The organism is Streptomyces sp. C1-1 (genome assembly GCF_050214755.1).
Lineage (GTDB): Bacteria > Actinomycetota > Actinomycetes > Streptomycetales > Streptomycetaceae > Streptomyces.
The window spans coordinates 2,916,499-2,935,002 of the sequence record NZ_CP189826.1 but is presented as its reverse complement, the minus strand read 5'-3'; the positions used below and the strand labels follow the sequence as shown (position 1 = coordinate 2,935,002).

General features: G+C 70.5%; 15 protein-coding genes. 8 read left to right on the top strand and 7 right to left on the bottom strand.

The features are described from left to right. Positions 1-134: 134 nt before the first annotated feature. Positions 135-1,010 carry a PaaX family transcriptional regulator gene (locus tag ACQF4J_RS13270; protein ID WP_351799389.1) on the top strand — a complete coding sequence of 292 codons (876 nt, stop codon included), beginning with the start codon at positions 135-137 and terminating at the stop codon, positions 1,008-1,010. Here ACQF4J_RS13270 and ACQF4J_RS13265 read toward each other — a convergent pair. The 6 genes from ACQF4J_RS13265 to ACQF4J_RS13240 form a co-directional block, all read right to left on the bottom strand. After that, positions 986-1,402 (bottom strand): hypothetical protein, encoded by a 417-nt coding sequence (locus ACQF4J_RS13265; protein ID WP_427165684.1) that lies wholly within the window; start codon positions 1,400-1,402, stop codon positions 986-988. The genes ACQF4J_RS13270 and ACQF4J_RS13265 overlap by 25 nt on opposite strands. After that, complete coding sequence (locus ACQF4J_RS13260) at positions 1,399-2,304, bottom strand: hypothetical protein (protein WP_427165683.1); 906 nt, start codon at positions 2,302-2,304, stop codon at positions 1,399-1,401. The genes ACQF4J_RS13265 and ACQF4J_RS13260 overlap by 4 nt, the downstream gene beginning before the upstream one ends. Then, on the bottom strand, positions 2,199-2,687 hold the full coding sequence (locus ACQF4J_RS13255; protein ID WP_427165682.1) for an enoyl-CoA hydratase/isomerase family protein: 489 nt from the start codon (positions 2,685-2,687) through the stop codon (positions 2,199-2,201). Before ACQF4J_RS13255 ends, ACQF4J_RS13260 begins: the two co-directional genes overlap by 106 nt. Before the next feature lie 147 nt (positions 2,688-2,834). After that, on the bottom strand, positions 2,835-3,446 hold the full coding sequence (locus ACQF4J_RS13250; RefSeq protein ID WP_351562930.1) for a lamin tail domain-containing protein: 612 nt from the start codon (positions 3,444-3,446) through the stop codon (positions 2,835-2,837). Between the two features lie 369 nt (positions 3,447-3,815). Further along, positions 3,816-5,345, bottom strand: coding sequence for a helix-turn-helix domain-containing protein (locus ACQF4J_RS13245; protein ID WP_351799397.1), 1,530 nt, complete (start codon positions 5,343-5,345; stop codon positions 3,816-3,818). Between the two features lie 64 nt (positions 5,346-5,409). Further along, positions 5,410-5,607 carry a DUF4236 domain-containing protein gene (locus tag ACQF4J_RS13240; RefSeq protein WP_079077882.1) on the bottom strand — a complete coding sequence of 66 codons (198 nt, stop codon included), beginning with the start codon at positions 5,605-5,607 and terminating at the stop codon, positions 5,410-5,412. 293 nt (positions 5,608-5,900) lie between these two features. Here ACQF4J_RS13240 and acnA point away from each other — a divergent pair, with 293 nt between their 5' ends. From acnA to ACQF4J_RS13215, 5 genes are all read left to right on the top strand, one after another. Continuing rightward, on the top strand, positions 5,901-8,618 hold the full coding sequence (gene acnA / locus ACQF4J_RS13235; RefSeq protein WP_351562934.1) for an aconitate hydratase AcnA: 2,718 nt from the start codon (positions 5,901-5,903) through the stop codon (positions 8,616-8,618). 145 nt (positions 8,619-8,763) lie between these two features. After that, positions 8,764-8,943 carry a hypothetical protein gene (locus tag ACQF4J_RS13230; protein WP_351562936.1) on the top strand — a complete coding sequence of 60 codons (180 nt, stop codon included), beginning with the start codon at positions 8,764-8,766 and terminating at the stop codon, positions 8,941-8,943. Beyond that, positions 8,940-10,433: a sensor histidine kinase gene (locus ACQF4J_RS13225; RefSeq protein ID WP_427165681.1), complete on the top strand. Its 1,494-nt coding sequence runs from the start codon at positions 8,940-8,942 to the stop codon at positions 10,431-10,433. Before ACQF4J_RS13230 ends, ACQF4J_RS13225 begins: the two co-directional genes overlap by 4 nt. A gap of 340 nt (positions 10,434-10,773) precedes the next feature. After that, positions 10,774-11,838, top strand: a complete 1,065-nt coding sequence (locus tag ACQF4J_RS13220; RefSeq protein WP_351562956.1) for a lytic polysaccharide monooxygenase — start codon at positions 10,774-10,776, stop codon at positions 11,836-11,838. A gap of 344 nt (positions 11,839-12,182) precedes the next feature. Beyond that, complete coding sequence (locus ACQF4J_RS13215; RefSeq protein WP_427165680.1) at positions 12,183-15,455, top strand: GH92 family glycosyl hydrolase; 3,273 nt, start codon at positions 12,183-12,185, stop codon at positions 15,453-15,455. Here the strand turns inward: ACQF4J_RS13215 and ACQF4J_RS13210 are convergent. Then, entirely contained in the window at positions 15,436-16,443 is a 1,008-nt protein-coding gene (locus tag ACQF4J_RS13210; RefSeq protein WP_351799405.1) for an acetylxylan esterase, read from the bottom strand. The two genes, ACQF4J_RS13215 and ACQF4J_RS13210, sit on opposite strands and share 20 nt — an antisense overlap. 205 nt (positions 16,444-16,648) lie before the next feature. Here ACQF4J_RS13210 and ACQF4J_RS13205 point away from each other — a divergent pair, with 205 nt between their 5' ends. Both ACQF4J_RS13205 and ACQF4J_RS13200 read left to right on the top strand, forming a co-directional pair. Further along, positions 16,649-17,626: an ABC transporter permease gene (locus ACQF4J_RS13205; RefSeq protein WP_351799407.1), complete on the top strand. Its 978-nt coding sequence runs from the start codon at positions 16,649-16,651 to the stop codon at positions 17,624-17,626. Continuing rightward, the gene (locus ACQF4J_RS13200) at positions 17,620-18,492 is read left to right on the top strand and encodes a carbohydrate ABC transporter permease (RefSeq protein ID WP_351799410.1); all 873 of its coding nucleotides are present in this window, start codon (positions 17,620-17,622) and stop codon (positions 18,490-18,492) included. The genes ACQF4J_RS13205 and ACQF4J_RS13200 overlap by 7 nt, the downstream gene beginning before the upstream one ends. The last annotated feature ends 12 nt before the right edge of the window (positions 18,493-18,504 follow it).

Here is an 18,504-nt window from a genome sequence, read left to right as displayed (position 1 = left end):
CTCCGGCGCACGCCCCGGCCGACCGAGTGTGTTGCACGTGTTGAACGCATCCGCCGACACTCTACTGATGGCTGTCGTTCCGCCAAGATATTGTGTAAGGCGGCGAGAGCCGGCGACGAGGGAAGTGACGGGGCATGGCGAAAGAGGCGTCCGCGCGGCCGGTGGTCAGCCGGCGCCGGGAGGTCGGCGACACGAGCGCGCGGTCGCTGCTGATGACCGTGCTCGGCGAGTACGTCCTGCCCCGCGACCGCCCGGTGTGGACGTCCGCGCTGGTCGAGACGCTCGCACTGTTCGGCGTGGAGGAGAAGTCGGCCCGCCAGGCGCTCGCCCGGACCGCCGCCGAGGGCTGGCTGGCCGCCGAGCGGGTGGGCCGGCGCACCCGCTGGACCCTCACCCCGCCCGGCCGCCGACTGCTGACCGAGGGCGCGCGGCGCATCTACGACTTCGGCGGCGACGACCCCGCCTGGGACGGCACCTGGCTCGTCGTCCTGGTCTCGGTCCCGGAGTCCAGGCGCGAGCTGCGCCACCGGGTCCGCACCCGCCTGAGCTGGGCCGGCTTCGGCTCTCCCGAACCCGGCGTGTGGATCACCCCCCACGCCGACCGCGAGGCCGAGGCGCTCGACGTCCTCAAGGAGCTCCGACTCGCCGACGACGCCATGTCGTTCACCGCGACCTACGGTGCCCTGGGCAGCGAGGCGGCCATGGTGGCGCGGGCCTGGGACCTCAGCGAGGTCGAGCTCCGCTACGCGGCGTTCGTCGACGAGTTCTCCCGCCCGCACCCGGCCGACGGCGACGCCACCCTGCACGCGCTGACCCTCCTGGTCCACGAATGGCGCCGCTTCCCCTTCCTCGACCCCCGCCTGCCGCCCCGACTGCTGCCGCCGGCCTGGAGCGGCGCCACAGCGACCGACCTCTTCCACACCAGGCACACCGAGTGGACACCGACCGCCCAGCACCGGTGGGAGGAACTCGACCAGCGGGACGGCTACACCAGTCGGACGTACTCGTAGTCGAACGGTTTGCCGTTGATCCCGTTGACGGGCGGCGCGACCCAGCTCGCGATCTTCCCCCGCTCGTACACCGGGCGCATCAACGACCGTACGAACGCCAGGTCCTCGGCGGTCGGCAGCCAGTGGTCGCGGCTCGCCTCCCAGGTCGCCTCGTCGGCGATCGTGCCGTCGGTGTGGTGACCCGCGGCGAGGCCGACCCGGCGGTTGAAGCCGGGGTGCGGGAGCCGGAGCCAGAAGTCGATGCCGTGCTCTTCGAGGACGCGGTTCCAGCGCCTGAGGCCGGTCCGGCAGGCGGCGATGTACTCGTCGCGCAGGTCCAGGTTGAGGCCGAGCAGCGCGGGCACCTCGTCGGCGGACCAACTGCCGTCCCGCTCGGGCCGGTTCCGGGTCACACTCGCTTCCGGTCGTAGACAGCCCGCCGCCCGGTGCCGTAGCGGCGCAACGCCCCTTCCGGGCCTGCGGCGTTGGGCCGTACGAAGATCCAGTTCTGCCAGGCGCTGAGCCGCCCGAAGATCTTGGTCTCCATGGTCTCCGGGCCGACGAACCGGTGGTTGGCCTCCATCCCGGTCAGCGCGTCGGGGCTGAGCGCGGCCCGGTTCTCCAGCAGCAGCCGCACCTCGTCCGCCCAGTCGATGTCGTCGGGTGCGTCGGTGACGAGGCCGAGTTCGCGGGCCTCGGCCGCGGTCAGGGGGCGCCCGGTCTCACGGCGCAGCCGGTCCAGACGGTCGTCCCGCCCGTAGAAGCGGGACCCCAGACGGGAGAGGCCGTTGCCCATCGGGAAGACGCCGAAGTTGGCCTCGATGAGGACGAGTCGCGCACGCTCCTCGCTGTCCGGATCGTCGACGGGCGGACCGTCCAGCATGTACCGCACGTCGCAGGCCAGGGCGAGCTCCAGCAGCATCCCGGCGAAGCAGCTCCCCGGCTCGATGAGGGCGACGAGACTGCGACCGGTGACGTCGAGGCGCTTCAGGGTCCGCTTGTAGTAGTGCAGGACCCCGTTCGACAGCCAGTCCTCCCGGGAGCCCGACAGCCGCCGCTCCTGGGCGAGTACGAGCTCGGGGTCGCCCTCGGTGCGCACCGCCCAGATGCCCAGCTCGGGCTCGTTGGCCCGCAACCTCAGGATCAGGTCGTCCAGTTGACGGGTCAGGGCGAGCGGCCAGCCGTCGTCGCCCGCGTCGGCGGGTCCTCTTACGGTGATGTGCACGAGCCCTGACGGGCGGTCGAACTCGGCGCGCACGTACGGGTAGAGGATCCCGTCCTCGCCGCTCTTCCTCTCCAGCGGCGCCAGTCGCACGCCCTGGAGGTCCGCCGGCCGGGGGTCGCGCGCCGCCGCCTCCCGCGCCCGCCGCTCGACGACCGCCAGGAACTCCCGCCGCGGACCACCTCGTCCACCAGTCCCCAGTCGACGGCGGTCTTCCCGCGTACGCCGTCGCTCCGGGTGGCGAAGACGTCGGCCAGGTCCTTGCGCACGAGCCGCTTGTCCGTCAGCCGGGTCAGCCCGCCGGTGCCGGGCAGCACGCCCAGCAGCGGCACTTCCGGCAGGGCGACCGCCGAGGAGTTGTCGTCGATCAGCAGGATCCGGTCGCAGGCCAGCGCGAGTTCGTAACCGCCGCCCGCGCAGGAGCCGTTGACGGCCGCGATGAAGGTGAGGCCGGAGTGCTCGGAGGCGTCCTCCATGCCATTGCGGGTCTCGTTGAGAGGAGGCGGATGACAGGGGCAGGGGCGGGCCGGAGGCAACTCGCGCCAGTGGCGCGCCGCCCCGAGCCGAGGGGCGGCGCGCCACCAGTCGGTCAGCCGGCCGAGGACGCCGGCGTACCCGGTCGCTCAGCGGCGGTGGTCACCACGGTGCCACCCGTCGCGGTCGTGCCCACCGTCCCGGTCGTGCCAGCCGTCGCGGTCGTGACGCCCGTCCCGGTCATGGCGGCCGCCCCAGTCGTGGCGGCTGTCCCCGTCGCGTCGGCCGCCGTCGCGGTCGTGACGGCCCCAGGTGGTCTCGTCGACCAGCCGGCCGCGCTCGTCGCGCAGGGTGGCGGTGTCGGAGCTCCTGTCCCACACGAAGTTGCGACGGTCCTGGTAGACGTCGCTCCCGGTGTCCCGGCCCAGACCGGTGTGGACGCGGACGGTCGCGCGGCCCTGAAGCAGGACGTGGTGGAAGGTGTAGGTGTGGCCGTCCCGGTCGGACAGCGTCCAGTGGTCCAGGTTCACCGCCCGGCGGGAGTCGTTGGTGACGTCCGCCCACTCCTCGTTCAGCGACCGGTTGTACCGGCCGTCACGCCACGGGGAGGCGTAGTGAACGGCGCTGATGAACACCGAGTCGTGATGCCCGCGGCCGGGCCAGTGGTCGGCGGCCGCGGCGGGAAGCGCTGCGGAACCGACCACTGCGGCGGCGACAGCGGCAGCGGCGGTCAGGCGGCGGACGGAAGCAGAAACGGACACGAGTGTCCCCCTTCGCAAGGGTGGTGCACCCCGACCACGGTGATGAAACCGCAGGTCGTCGACGTGCGTTGTGCGGGTGGCGACCGGTCGGCCGCGCATCCACACCCTGCACCGAACCCCCTGTCCGGTGGGGGATACGTGAGGGTTCATTACAGATCCGACAGATATCCATAACTGTCGGCTGTATCGACCATCAATCCCCCGAATGCGCCATGTTGACGGCATATCGGGCGCAAGGTCATTGGGAACACTGGAATGTGGCATCCGTCCGCCAGCCTCCGCCACCCCGGCGGCGAGAACGCCGTCACCCGAAAGTGAGTAACAGCGCGACGCGAGGGGGCGCCCCCGATCGGGGCGCCCCCTCACCTGTCAGATGTCCCGGAAGATCTCGATCTGCGCCCCGATGGAGTTCAGGCGCTCGGCGAGGTCCTCGTAGCCGCGGTTGATGACGTAGACGTTCCGCAGGACGGACGTGCCCTCGGCCGCCATCATCGCCAGCAGGACGACCACGGCGGGCCGCAGGGCCGGCGGGCACATCATCTCGGCGGCCCGCCAGCGCGTCGGGCCCTCGACCAGCACCCGGTGCGGGTCGAGGAGTTGGAGGCGGCCGCCGAGGCGGTTGAGGTCCGTCAGGTAGATCGCGCGGTTGTCGTAGACCCAGTCGTGGATCAGGGTCTTGCCCTGGGCGACTGCCGCAATCGCCGCGAAGAACGGGACGTTGTCGATGTTCAGGCCCGGGAAGGGCATGGGGTGGATCTTGTCGATCGGGGCCTCGAGCTTGGAGGGCCGGACGGTCAGGTCCACCAGCCGGGTGCGGCCGTTGTCGGCGAAGTACTCCGGCGTGCGGTCGTGGTCGAGACCCATCTCCTCCAGCACGGCGAGCTCGATCTCCAGGAACTCGATCGGCACCCGGCGCACCGTCAGCTCCGACTCGGTGACGACGGCCGCGGCCAGCAGACTCATCGCCTCGACCGGGTCCTCGGAGGGGGAGTAGTCGACGTCGACGTCGATGTCGGGCACGCCGTGCACGGTGAGGGTCGTGGTGCCGATGCCCTCGACCCGCACGCCGAGCGTCTCCAGGAAGAAGCACAGGTCCTGGACCATGTAGTTGGAGGAGGCGTTGCGGATGACGGTGACACCGTCGTGCCGGGCGGCGGCCAGCAGCGCGTTCTCGGTGACCGTGTCCCCGCGCTCGGTCAGCACGATCGGGCGGTCGGGCCGCACGCCCCGGTCCACCTGGGCGTGGTACTGGCCCTCGGTGGCGGCGACGTCCAGCCCGAACCGGCGCAGCGCGATCATGTGCGGCTCGATGGTCCGGGTGCCGAGGTCGCAGCCGCCGGCGTACGGCAGCTTGAAGCGGTCCATCCGGTGCAGCAGCGGACCGAGGAACATGATGATGGACCGCGTCCGCACGGCCGCGTCGGCGTCGATCGCCCCCATGTCCAGCTCGGCCGGCGGCACGATCTCCAGGTCGACCCCGCCGTTGACCCAGCGGGTCTTCACGCCGATGGAGTTGAGGACCTCCAGCAGCCGGTAGACCTCCTCGATCCGCGCGACGCGGCGCAGCACGGTGCGTCCCTTGTTGAGCAGGGACGCACACAGCAGCGCCACGCACGCGTTCTTGCTCGTCTTGACGTCGATGGCCCCGGACAGCCGACGGTCGCCGACCACCCGCAGATGCATCGGACCCGCGTAGCCCAAGGAGACGATCTCGCTCTCCAGGGCTTCACCGATTCGGGCGATCATCTCAAGGCTGATGTTCTGGTTCCCGCGCTCGATGCGGTTGACCGCGCTCTGACTGGTGCCGAGCGCTTCCGCGAGTTGCGCCTGTGTCCAGCCTCGGTGTTGCCGGGCGTCACGGATGAGCTTGCCGATGCGTACGAGGTAGTCGTCTGACATGAGGTTGAGGCTATCTCAGATATGAGATGGGGCATCCCGGGGGGTCCGTTCGGGTGATGCCCCGTCAACCCCGCCTCTCCGTACGGGTACGCCGCCACCCGAAAGGTCCGGGCAAATCCATCGATGTCGTACGACGTCCGGTGCTGCTGTGCGTGTGCCGCGGCCCGTGCTTGCCGCCGGTGGTGATGGACCACGAGTGCCGGTTGATGTTCAGCCGCACTCCGGGAAGGATCCGGAAGCTCTTGCGGAACGTGAGGGGCATCGCGCCTCCTTTCACTGGGTGCATGACATCTCCCGGCTACCCCGAGTCGGCGCGCTGATGGCTCGTGCCGCCTGATCGTGGCAAGACGGGGCCGGGTCCGGGCATGACCATCCCGCCCCCATGTACTAGAGTTATCTCGACATCGAGATATCTGCCGAGGAGCACCGCAGTCGCACGCCGCCATCGAGTCTGGCACTAAGGGTTACCTAACTTAGCCTTACCTTAGCGGATCGGCCGAGATGCCGTGGCGGCAGGATCGTGGTGGTACGCGCACATCAATGAAGGAGACTGTCGTGTCGGCGAACAGCTTCGACGCCCGCAGCACGCTGCAGGTGGGCGACGAGTCGTACGAGATCTTCCGGCTGGACAAGGTGGAGGGCTCGGCCCGGCTGCCGTACAGCCTCAAGGTCCTGCTGGAGAACCTGCTCCGCACGGAGGACGGCGCGAACATCACCGCCGACCACATCCGCGCCCTCGGCAACTGGGACTCGCAGGCCCAGCCCAGCCAGGAGATCCAGTTCACGCCGGCCCGCGTGATCATGCAGGACTTCACCGGCGTGCCCTGCGTCGTGGACCTCGCGACCATGCGTGAGGCCGTCAAGGAGCTCGGCGGCGACCCCGCGAAGGTCAACCCGCTCTCCCCGGCCGAGCTGGTCATCGACCACTCCGTCATCGCCGACAAGTTCGGCACCCACGAGGCCTTCGCGCAGAACGTCGAGCTGGAGTACGGCCGCAACCGCGAGCGCTACCAGTTCCTGCGCTGGGGCCAGACCGCGTTCGACGACTTCAAGGTCGTCCCGCCGGGCACGGGCATTGTCCACCAGGTGAACATCGAGCACCTGGCCCGCACGGTCATGGTCCGCGGTGGCCAGGCCTACCCCGACACCCTCGTCGGCACCGACTCGCACACCACCATGGTCAACGGCCTCGGTGTGCTGGGCTGGGGTGTCGGCGGCATCGAGGCCGAGGCCGCCATGCTCGGCCAGCCGGTCTCCATGCTCATCCCGCGCGTCGTCGGCTTCAAGCTGACCGGGGAGCTCCCCGCCGGCACCACCGCCACCGACCTCGTGCTCACCATCACCGAGATGCTCCGCAAGCACGGTGTCGTCGGCAAGTTCGTCGAGTTCTACGGCGAGGGTGTGGCGGCGACGAGCCTCGCCAACCGCGCCACCATCGGCAACATGTCGCCGGAGTTCGGCTCCACCGCCGCGATCTTCCCGATCGACGACGAGACCATCAAGTACCTGAAGCTCACCGGCCGCTCCGAGCAGCAGCTCGCGCTCGTCGAGGCGTACGCCAAGCAGCAGGGCCTCTGGCTGGACCCGAAGGCCGAGCCGGACTTCTCCGAGAAGCTGGAGCTCGACCTCTCCACGGTCGTCCCCTCCATCGCCGGCCCGAAGCGCCCGCAGGACCGCATCGTCCTCGCCAACGCCGCCGAGCAGTTCAAGCAGGACGTCCGCAACTACGTCGACGGCGTCGACGAGTCCGGCAAGGAGTCCTTCCCGGCCTCCGACGCCCCGGCCGTCGCCCCGAACGGCGCCCCGTCCAACCCGGTCACCGTGACCGCCCCCGACGGTTCGACGTACGAGATCGACCACGGCGCGGTGACGGTCGCGGCCATCACCTCCTGCACCAACACCTCGAACCCGTACGTCATGGTCGCCGCCGCCCTGGTGGCCAAGAAGGCGGTCGAGAAGGGCCTGACCCGCAAGCCGTGGGTCAAGACCACCCTCGCCCCGGGCTCCAAGGTCGTCACCGACTACTTCGACAAGGCGGGGCTGACCCCCTACCTCGACAAGGTCGGCTTCAACCTGGTCGGTTACGGCTGCACCACCTGCATCGGCAACTCCGGCCCGCTGCCGGAGGAGGTCTCCAAGGCGGTCAACGACCACGACCTCGCCGTGACCTCGGTCCTCTCCGGCAACCGCAACTTCGAGGGCCGGATCAACCCCGACGTCAAGATGAACTACCTGGCCTCCCCGCCGCTGGTCGTCGCGTACGCCATCGCGGGCTCCATGAAGGTGGACATCACCAAGGACGCCCTGGGCATCGACCAGGACGGCAACCCGGTCCACCTCAAGGACATCTGGCCCTCCGAGGCCGAGGTGAACGACGTCGTGGCGAACGCCATCGGTGAGGACATGTTCAACAAGTCCTACGCCGACGTCTTCGCGGGCGACGCCCAGTGGCAGGCCCTGCCGATCCCGACCGGCAACACCTTCGAGTGGGACGCCGAGTCGACCTACGTCCGCAAGCCCCCGTACTTCGAGGGCATGACGATGGAGACCACCCCGGTCTCCGACATCACGGGCGCCCGCGTCCTCGCCAAGCTGGGCGACTCGGTCACCACCGACCACATCTCCCCGGCCGGCGCCATCAAGGCCGACACCCCGGCCGGCAAGTACCTCACCGAGCACGGTGTGGAGCGTCGTGACTTCAACTCCTACGGCTCCCGCCGAGGCAACCACGAGGTCATGATCCGCGGCACGTTCGCCAACATCCGCCTGCGCAACCAGATCGCGCCGGGTACCGAGGGCGGCTACACCCGCGACTTCACCCAGGACGGCGGTCCGGTGTCGTTCATCTACGACGCCTCCCGCAACTACATCGAGCAGGGCATCCCGCTGGTCGTCCTGGCCGGCAAGGAGTACGGCTCCGGCTCGTCCCGCGACTGGGCGGCCAAGGGCACCGCGCTCCTGGGCGTCAAGGCCGTCATCGCCGAGTCCTACGAGCGCATCCACCGCTCGAACCTCATCGGCATGGGCGTCCTGCCGCTGCAGTTCCCGGAGGGCGCCTCGGCGCAGTCCCTCGGCCTGACCGGCGAGGAGACCTTCTCCTTCACCGGCGTCGAGGAGCTGAACAACGGCACCACCCCGCGCACGGTGAAGGTCACCACCGACACGGGCGTCGAGTTCGACGCGGTCGTCCGCATCGACACCCCCGGTGAGGCCGACTACTACCGCAACGGCGGCATCATGCAGTACGTGCTGCGCAGCCTGATCCGCAAGTAAGCGGTACGGCAGGCCGGTTGAGCACCGGAAGGGCCGTATCCCCGTATGTCGGGGGTGCGGCCCTTCCGCCGTATCCGCCCGATGTCATCACCCACCCTCAGGCTGAACACAGGGTTCCGACAGCGGACCGGGACAGTATCGAGACATGTCAGGCACCCTGGGGTCCCGTACCGGTCACCGCGTCCGCGCGCTCGTCGTCACCGGCGGGCCCACGCTCACCGACGCGCTGCCCGCCCCCGCCGCTCCAAGGGGCGACGATCCCTTCGCCGACGGCCGCCGCCCCGTCGCGCGCCACGCCGTCAGGCCCGCGAGGGACGGCCGATGACCGCCCGCCCGCGCGGCCGCTCCCTGCGCACGCGTCTGCTGCTCTTCGTCACCGCCACCCTGGTCGCCGTGTGCGCCGCGATGGCCGGCACCACGGTCCTCTTCCAATGCTCCTCTCTCATGGGTGAGTTGGACGATCGGGTCGGCGACGAGGTCGCCCGCAGCCTGGGCGGGGCCGAGCTCACTCCGAACGACCGGGCGAGTCTGTCCTTCCTCACCGAGAACGGCCATCCCGCCGGGATGCTCGCCGCCCGGCTGGACGCGGACGGCGGCGTGGTGTCGGCGGCCGTCGTCAGCCAGGACGCCCCACCGCGGAACCTGACCGCGGCCCAGCGCGCCGCCCTGCGGGACATCGCGACCGACGGGTCCGAGCACACCCGTACCGTGCCCGGACTCGGCGTCTACCGGATCGCCGCCGCGCGGTCGGGCGACGTACGCGTCCTGGCCGGACTGCCGATGGGCGACGTCCGGCACATGATCGGCGGACTGGTGGCGGCCGAGGCCGCGGTGGCGGCGGCCGGTCTGGCGGTCGCGGCCGTCGCCTGCGCGGTGGTCATACGGCGGCAACTGCGCCCCCTGGGCCGGGTCGCCGCCACCGCGGCCGCGGTCACCCGCATCCCGCTGGACCACGGCGAGGTCACCGGCCTGACCCGGGTCCCCGTCCGGGACGCCGACTCCGGCAGCGAGGCCGGCCAGGTCGCGGCCGCCCTCAACCGGATGATCGACCATGTGGAGACCTCCCTCGCCGAGCGGCAGCGCGGTGAGGAACGCATGCGGCGCTTCCTGGCCGACGCCGGCCACGAACTGCGCACCCCGCTCGCCTCCATCGCCGGCTACGCGGAGCTGATGAACCGCGGCACGGACCGGGTCGAGCCGGTGCTGGCCTGGCGAACGGTGTCGGCGGAGTCGGCGCGGATGACAGGGCTGGTGGAGGACCTGCTGTTGCTGGCCCGGCTTGACGGGGGCCGGCCCCTGGAGCAGGCCGAGGTCGATCTCGCGGCCGTCGCCGCCGAGGCGGTGTGGCAGGCCCGGGCGTCGGACGACGGCCACCACTGGCAGCTCGCGCTGCGTCTCGACGACGCGCCCGCCCTCGTCGTCGGGGACCGGGCCAGGCTCCACCAGGCGCTCGCCAACCTGCTGGCCAACGCGCGTATGCACACGCCTGCCGGCACGACGGTGGCGGTCGAGGTCGAGGCGACGGGGGAGCGGTGCGTGGTGCGGGTGCGGGACGACGGGCCGGGGATCGCGCCCGAACTGTTGCCGACGGTCTTCGAACCCTTCACCCGCGCCGGCTCCTCCCGGACCCGGTCCCCGGGAACGAAGGGCGGATCGGGACTGGGGCTGGCGGTCGTCAGAGCCGTCGTCTCGGCGCACGGAGGCCGGATCGACGTGGAAAGCACCCCGGGCCGAACCGAGTTCACCGCCCGACTCCCGCTGCTGGAGCCCACGTTCACGGTGGAGTCGCCCGCCGGCACCCATGCCGTGCACTAGAGGCGTCCATGCGGTCGCGGTCCCAAGCCGTCCCAAGCCGTCCCAAGCCGTCACGGGGCTCGCGGCGGCGGCTGTCGGGCGGTGCGGCGGTTGGTGCGGTGTCGTATTCGAGTGGCCGGCCGCGTCGGGCGTTTACAAGCGGGCCCGACAGCGCTAACTTCCCCCACAGGCAGGGTGGGAGCGCTCCCATATGGTGACGGACCGGAACCCGCCGCCCACGGGGCCGTTCCCACCCCGCTCGACGCCTCACGCGCACCCCGCTCGACGGCTTACGCGCACCCCGCACCCGCATCCGTACGGTCGTACGCGAAGGATTGCATCTGTCATGATCCTGCCAAAAATGAGAACGGGTCGATCGGCGTCCTCGGGACGCACCCGCGCCCTCTTCCTCGTCCTGGTCTCCCTCCTCGCCACGTTCCCGGCCCTCGCCCTCCTCGTCACCGCGGGCGGCAGGGCGGAGGCGCACGGCACCCCCATGAAACCCGGCAGCCGCACCTTCCTGTGCTGGCAGGACGGCCTCACCGACACCGGTGAGATCAAGCCGGTCAATCCGGCGTGCAAGGCCGCCCAACAGGTCAGCGGAACCACGCCGTTCTACAACTGGTTCTCCGTGCTGCGCTCCGACGGCGCCGGACGCACCCGAGGCTTCGTCCCGGACGGCGAGCTGTGCAGCGGCGGCAACCCCAACTTCACCGGCTTCGACCTCCCGCGCAACGACTGGCCGCTCACCCATCTCACCTCGGGTGCGACCGTCGACTTCTCCTACAACGCCTGGGCGGCGCACCCAGGTTGGTTCTACGTCTACATCACCAAGGACGGCTTCGACCCGACCAAGCCGCTCACCTGGAACGACATCGAGGACAAGCCGTTCCTCACGATCGACCACCCGCCGCTGAACGGCACCCCGGGCACGGTCGAGGCCAACTACTCATGGTCCGGCAAGCTCCCCGACAACAAGTCCGGGCGCCACATCGTCTACATGGTCTGGCAACGCTCGGACAGCGCCGAGACCTTCTACTCCTGCTCCGACGTCGTCTTCGACGGCGGCCACGGCGAGGTGACCGGCATCCACGACCCGGGCAACCCCACCGACCCCGTTCCGGGCGCCTGCTCCGCCACCCGCAGGACCACGGGCAGCTGGAGCGGCGGCTACCAGTCCGAGGTCACCGTCACCAACACCGGCGACGTCCCCATGCTGGGCTGGATGGTCGACTTCACGCTGCCGGGCGGCCAGTCGGTGGCGAGCCTGTGGAACGGCAACGCGACCTACACCGGCCAGGGCGTGATGGTCCACAACGCCGACTGGAACGGATCACTGAGCCCCGGACAGAGTGCGACCTTCGGGTACGTCGTCCAGGGCGACGGGGGTGATACGGCGACGACCCTCCCCTGCCAGGTCGGTTGACCCGGCGAACGTTCGGCTCGGGGCGGACCCGGTGGCGGCATGGCGCTCCACCGGGTCCGCGAGCCGGCCAGGCCGGGGGAGTACCTGTCCGGATGGTGCTGGCTTGTGGCGATGCCGCGGTGCGACGACGACAACGTTGTCTATTGGTCTGCGCATGACTCTACCGCGTCAACCGACAACGCTGTCAATCGAGTTGGCCTGCCAAGTTGACCCGTACGGATGCCCTTCCGGTGCGCCCCCATCCGCGTACGCACTCTTCCGTGGTACGCGTGACGCACGCTACTGTCCCTGCGGCTTGTGCGACCTGTGGTGCGCGACCCGTCCGAAGGAGGAGGGGCCGCGTCATGCGCCTGCGCCCTGCGTCCCTGCTGCTGGCCGCCGTTCTGGCGGTCACCGGTGCCACGCCCGCCCTGGCGGCCACCGCCGCACCCCCCGAACTGCTCAAGGACCCCAGCCCGTACGTCGATCCGCTCATCGGCACCAAGAACGGCGGCGATGTCTTCCCGGGCGCCGTCACCCCGTTCGGCATGTTCTCCTTCAGCCCCGAGAACACCAGAGGCGACGCCACCCGCACCGCCGCACCGGGCGGCTACCAGTACGACGCCACCCGCATCAGAGGCTTCAGTCTCACCCACATGTCCGGCACGGGCTGCGCGGGCGGCTCCGGAGACATCCCGTTCTTCCCCTACGCCGGTGAGGTCACCTCCTCGCCCGCCGCCGACACCAAGGACGCCGTCTACGCCTCCGACTTCCGCCACGCCGACGAGAAGGCCGAGCCCGGCCACTACAAGGTCGGCCTCGCCTCGGGTGTCACGGCCGATCTGACGGCCACGGCGCGCACCGGCTCGGCCCGCTTCACCTACCCCGCCGACAAACCGGCCTCCCTGCTCATCCGCACCGCCAACTCCGAGGTGGGCTCCACCGATTCCTCGGTCACCATCGACCCGAAGACCCGTACCGTCTCCGGTTCGGTGACCTCCGGGAACTTCTGCGGCTATCTCGACCCCGAAGGCCAACGCGCCTACTACACGCTGTACTTCACCGCCCGCTTCGACCGCGCGTTCAAGGCGACCGGCACCTGGCAGGACGACACGCTGAACCCGGGCTCGACCTCGGCCTCCGGCGGCACCGGCGGCTTCTCCCACGGCGGCCGGCCCGTCGCCGGCAAGGGGGCGGGCGGCTACGTCGAGTTCGCGCCCGGTGACGGCCCGGTCGGCGTCAAGGTCGGTATCTCCTACGTCAGCCGGGCGGGAGCCGAGGCGAACCTCGCCGCCGAGAACCCCCCGCACCGCTCCTTCGACGCGGTGCGGGACGCTGCCCGCCGGGCCTGGCGCGACCGGCTGGACGCCGTCCGCGTCGGCGGCGGCACCGACGACGAGCGCACCACCTTCTACACCGCGCTCTACCACTCCCTGCTCCACCCGAACGTCATCAGCGACGCCGACCGCCGCTACCGCGGCAGCGACGGCGAGGTGCACAGGGTCGGTGGCGGCCACCGGGCGCAGTACGGCACCTTCTCCGGCTGGGACGTCTACCGCGACCAGGTGCAGCTGCTCACCCTCCTCGACCCGCGGACCGGGTCCGACATCGCCCAGTCGCTGTACGAACTCGCAGGGCAGAACGGCGGCGTCTGGGACCGCTGGCTGCACGGCGCGAGCGGCACGCACGTCATGAACGGCGACCCGTCCCCGACCACCCTGGCCGGCATCCGCGCCTTCGGCGGCACGGACTTCGACCTGCGCGGCGCGCTGAGGTCGCTGGTCCGGGCGGCCACCGTGGCGACCGAGCAGGACCTGTCCCCGGCCGGCAAGCCCGTGCTGTCGGTCGGCCAGCGCCCCTCCTTGGACAAGTACCTGAAGCTGCACTACATGCCGTCCGTCTCGAACGCCTGGGGCGGCGCCGCGGAAACCCTGGAGATGTCCGGCGCCGACTTCTCGCTCTCCCAACTCGCGTCCGCGGTGGGGGAGAAGGACACGGCGGCGGCCTTCGCCGGGCGCGCCCAGTGGTGGCAGAACAACTTCAACGTCGCCGCCGACCCCACCGGCGGCTACATCGCCAACCGCAAGGCGGACGGCAGCTGGGTCACCGGCTTCACGCCCTCCACCGGCAACGGCTTCGTCGAGGGCACCGCCGCCCAGTACACCTGGATGGTCCAGCACGACCCGGCCGGACTCTTCGCGGCGATGGGCGGCAAGGACAAGGCGCTGGCCAGGCTGGACTCCTTCTTCCACGACGACGACGGCAGCTGGTCCTTCACCGGCGGGGGCGGCGACAAGTCCGAGCTGGACAACGAACCGTCGATCAACGTGCCCTACCTGTACGCCTACGCGGGCGCCCCGTACAGGACGCAGGAGACCGTCCGCGCGGCGATGAGGCAGCTGTGGTCCACCCAGCCCGGTGGCATCCCCGGCAACGACGACCTCGGCGCGATGTCCTCCTGGTACGTCTTCTCCGCCCTCGGCATGTACCCCCAGGTCCCCTCACGCGCCGAACTCGTCCTGGCGTCACCGCTGTTCCCGCGCATCGAGATCGACCGCCCGCACGGCAACGACATCTCCGTCCGGGCGGCGGGCGCAGCCGCCGACGCCCCGTACATCACCTCGCTGAAGGTCGACGGCCGTACCAGCGCCCGGCCCTGGCTGCCGGCGTCGTTCGTACGGGACGGCGGGCGGCTTGACTACACGCTCTCCGGTACGCCGGACAGGACCTGGGGCGGCGACCCGTCCGACGCGCCGCCCTCCTTCCGGGCGGGCGAGCAGCCGTACCAGATCGGCGTCGGTCCGACCACGGCGACCGTCGCGCCGGGCGGGAGCGCGAAGGTCGGCATCCGCGCGCTGTCGATGAGCGGGGGTGCGGGCCCCGAGGTGCGGTTCGAGGTCCAGACGCCGGACGGGATCACCGCGACCCCCGCCCAGGGAACGGTCACCGACGGGAAACAGGAGATCACCCTCACCTCGGCGGCGGACATGAGACAGGGCTTCTACGACGTCAAGGTCACCGTCACCTCGCAGGGCACCTCCTACGAGCAGCCCGTCTCCCTGACCGTCGCGGCCCCCGGCACCCTGCTCGCCGCCTACGACAACACCGGCGTATCCGACGACGAGGGCGACCACGACGAGGCCGACTACGACGGCGGCGGCTGGAGCTACTCCCGCCAGGCCCTCGCGGCGGCCGGGCTCACTCCGGGCGGACAGGGCACGGCGCAGGGCCTCGCCTTCACCTGGCCCGACTCCCCGAGCGGCCGCCCGGACAACGTCTCCGCGGCCGGGCAGACCATCCGACTCCCGGCACCCGCGGCCAAGTTGTCCTTCATCGGCAGCGCCGTCAACGGCAACCAGCAGACCCGGGCCACCGTCACCTACTCCGACGGCGGCACCGACACCGTCGACCTGTCCTTCACCGACTGGACCGTCGGCGGAGGCGGCGGCACCGTCCAGTACGGCAACGAGGTCGTCGCCAGGACCGCGTACCGCAATGTCGCCGGCGCCGACAAGGACCCGGTGGCGACGTACGTCTTCGCCACCAAGCCCTTCACGGCACCGGAGGGGAAGACCATTGCGAGCGTGAGGCTGCCGCAGAACGCGGACCTGCACGTGTTCACCCTCGCGACCGGCTGACCTCCAAGCGGGCGGCCAGCCAGTCGAGTTGGCGGCGCACGTGCACCGCGTCGCCGCCCTCGTGGCCGTTGTGGGGATAGGCGCGGATCTCCTTGTGGGGGTCCGCGCCGTTCAGTTCCGCATACCGGTTGAAGGCCGCGTACGCCCCGCTCGGCGGACACACCGTGTCGCGCAGGCCGACCCCGAAGTGGGCCGGGGCGTGGGCGCGGCGCGCGAAGGAGATCCCCTCCATGTAGGAGAGGGTGCGGTACGCGGCCGTCTCGGCGCCGCGGTGGACGGTGAGGTAGGCCGCGATCTCGCCGTACGGACCGGCGTCGGTGAGGTCCAGGGCGCGCCGGACGCCGCACAGGAAGGGGGCGGTGACCAGGACCGCCGCGAGGTCCGGCACCAGCCCCGCGACGGCCAGGGCGAGTCCGCCGCCCTGGCTGTTCCCGACGGCCGCGACCCGGCTGCCGTCCACCCCCGGCAGGGCGCGCACCGCCGCGACCGCGCGCACCGCGTCCGTGATCAGCCGACGGTAGTGGTAGTCGCGCGGCGCGAGCAGGCCGCGCGCCGCCGCGCCCGGGCCGCCCGGCGAGGAGCCCGCCCACGGGTCCGGGGTGTCGCCGCCGCAGCCGTACTGGTCGCCCTGGCCGCGGTTGTCCATGAGCAGATGTGCGTATCCGGCGTTCACCCAGGTCAGCCGCTCGTGCGGGAGGCCGCGGCCACGTCCGTACCCGGCGTACTCGACGACCGCGGGAAGGGCGTCGCGCATCCCGGCCGGCCGGCTGAACCAGGCGCGCACCGGATCGCCCGCGAAGCCCCTGAAGGCCACGTCCCAGGTCTCCGTCAGCCGCAGGCCGGTCCGCACCGGGGTCACGGTCGCCAACGGCTCCGAGCGGGCGGCCTCTTCGAGTGTGCCGAGCCAGAACGCGTCGAAGTCGGCGGGCTCCTCGACGGCCGGACGGTGGCGCTCCAGCTCGGTCAGCGGCAGGTCGAACGCGGGCACGGCCACCTCGCAGGAGTCGGACGGGTCATGGAAACTTGCGGAGGTCCTACCCAGCGGCCCGCACGTTGCAACTCCCGTCATCTGTCCCAGAAGACTGCTGCGGCACCCATTGACAGCGCTTTCTAACAGCCTCTAAGTTGCGCCAAGTTACCGGTAAGAGCTCGAAAGTTTCGGCCACTTCTCCGCCCCCACGAGAGGACCGAGCATGAGCACCACCACCAAGACGGGCCCTCCGCCGGGCCCCCGGAAAGCACCGGAGTCCATGGCCCGGCCGGCCCGGCGCGGCGGCCGGCGCCGGGCACTGCGCCGCGACTGGCAGCTGTACTCGCTCGCCGTCCTGCCGCTGCTGTTCTTCCTGGTCTTCCGCTATCTGCCGATGATCGGCAACGTCATCGCCTTCCGGCGCTTCGAGCCCGGCGGCTCGATGTTCGGCGAGGAGTGGGTGGGCCTGCGCTATGTGCGCATGTTCCTCAGCGACCCGACCTTCTGGCAGGTGTTCCGCAACACGCTGTGGCTCGGCGGGCTCACGCTCGTCTTCTGCTTCCCGATCCCGATCGTCCTCGCGCTGCTGCTGAACGAGGTGCGCCGACGCTCGCTGAAGCGGTTCGTGCAGTCGGTGTCGTACCTTCCGCACTTCCTGTCCATCGTGATCGTCGCGGGCGTCACGATGCAGATGCTCGCCACCGACGGCCCGGTCAACCACGTCCTCGGCCTGCTCGGCCACGACCCGATCCGCTTCATCCAGGAACCCGACTGGTTCCGCACCGTCTACGTCGGCTCCGAGATCTGGCAGACGGCAGGCTGGGGCACGATCCTCTACCTCGCCGCGCTCACCACGATCGACGAGGACCTGTACGAGGCCGCGCGCATCGACGGCGCCAATCGCCGGCAGCAGATCTGGCACGTCACCCTGCCCGGCATCCGCCCCACCATGATCACGCTGCTGATCCTCAACATCGGCACCTTCATGGCGGTCGGCTTCGAGAAGGTCCTGCTGCTCTACAACCCGCTGACCTACCCGACCGCCGACGTGATCTCGACGTACGTCTACCGGGCGGGCGTCGAGTCCAACAGCTTCAGCTACGCCGCCGCCATCGGCCTGTTCGAGGCGGTCATCGGGCTGGTCCTGATCACTGCCGCCAACCAGCTCTCGCGCCGCACAGTGGGGACCAGCCTGTGGTGAGGCCGAGCCGTTCCTACCGGGTCTTCCAGGGCGTCAACGGGGTCTTCCTGACCCTCGTCGTGGTGGTGACCCTGTACCCCTTCGTCAACATCCTCGCCCGCTCCTTCAGCGGCGAGCGGCAGATCCGGGCCGGCGAAGTGACCCTGTGGCCCAAGGGGCTGAACCTCACCACGTACCGGATCGTCTTCCACGACTCGATGTTCTGGCGCGACTACGGCAACACCGTCTTCTACACGCTCGTCTCGACGGCCGTCGCCATGGTCCTGACGACCTGCTACGCCTACGTGCTGTCCAAGAAGCACCTGCGCGGGCGCACCGTACTCGTCGGCGTCGCCGTGTTCACCATGTTCTTCACCGGCGGCCTGATCCCCAACTACATCCTGGTCACCTCCCTCGGCCTGAAGAACACTGTGTGGGCGATCGCGCTGCCGAACGCGATCAGCGTGTTCAACCTCCTGGTGATGAAGACCTTCTTCGAGAGCCTGCCGACCGAACTGGAGGAGGCCGCGCAGATCGACGGCCTGAGCACCTACGGCATCCTCCTCAGGATCGTGCTGCCGCTGTCCAAGGCGGTCGTGGCGACGATGGTGCTCTTCTACTCGGTGTCCTTCTGGAACTCCTGGTTCAGCGCGTTCCTCTACATGGACAGCACGGACCTGATGCCGGTCACCGTCTACCTGCGCAACCTCATCGCGGGCGCCACCGGAGGCGGCAACGCCGGCGCCAGCACCGAGCAGCTCAGCCAGGTCGGCGCCAGCATCCAGGCGGTCGCCATCGTGCTCACCGCGCTGCCGATCATCTGCGTGTACCCCTTCGTCCAGCGCTACTTCGTCTCGGGCGTGATGCTCGGCGCGGTCAAGGGCTGATCCCAGCAACTC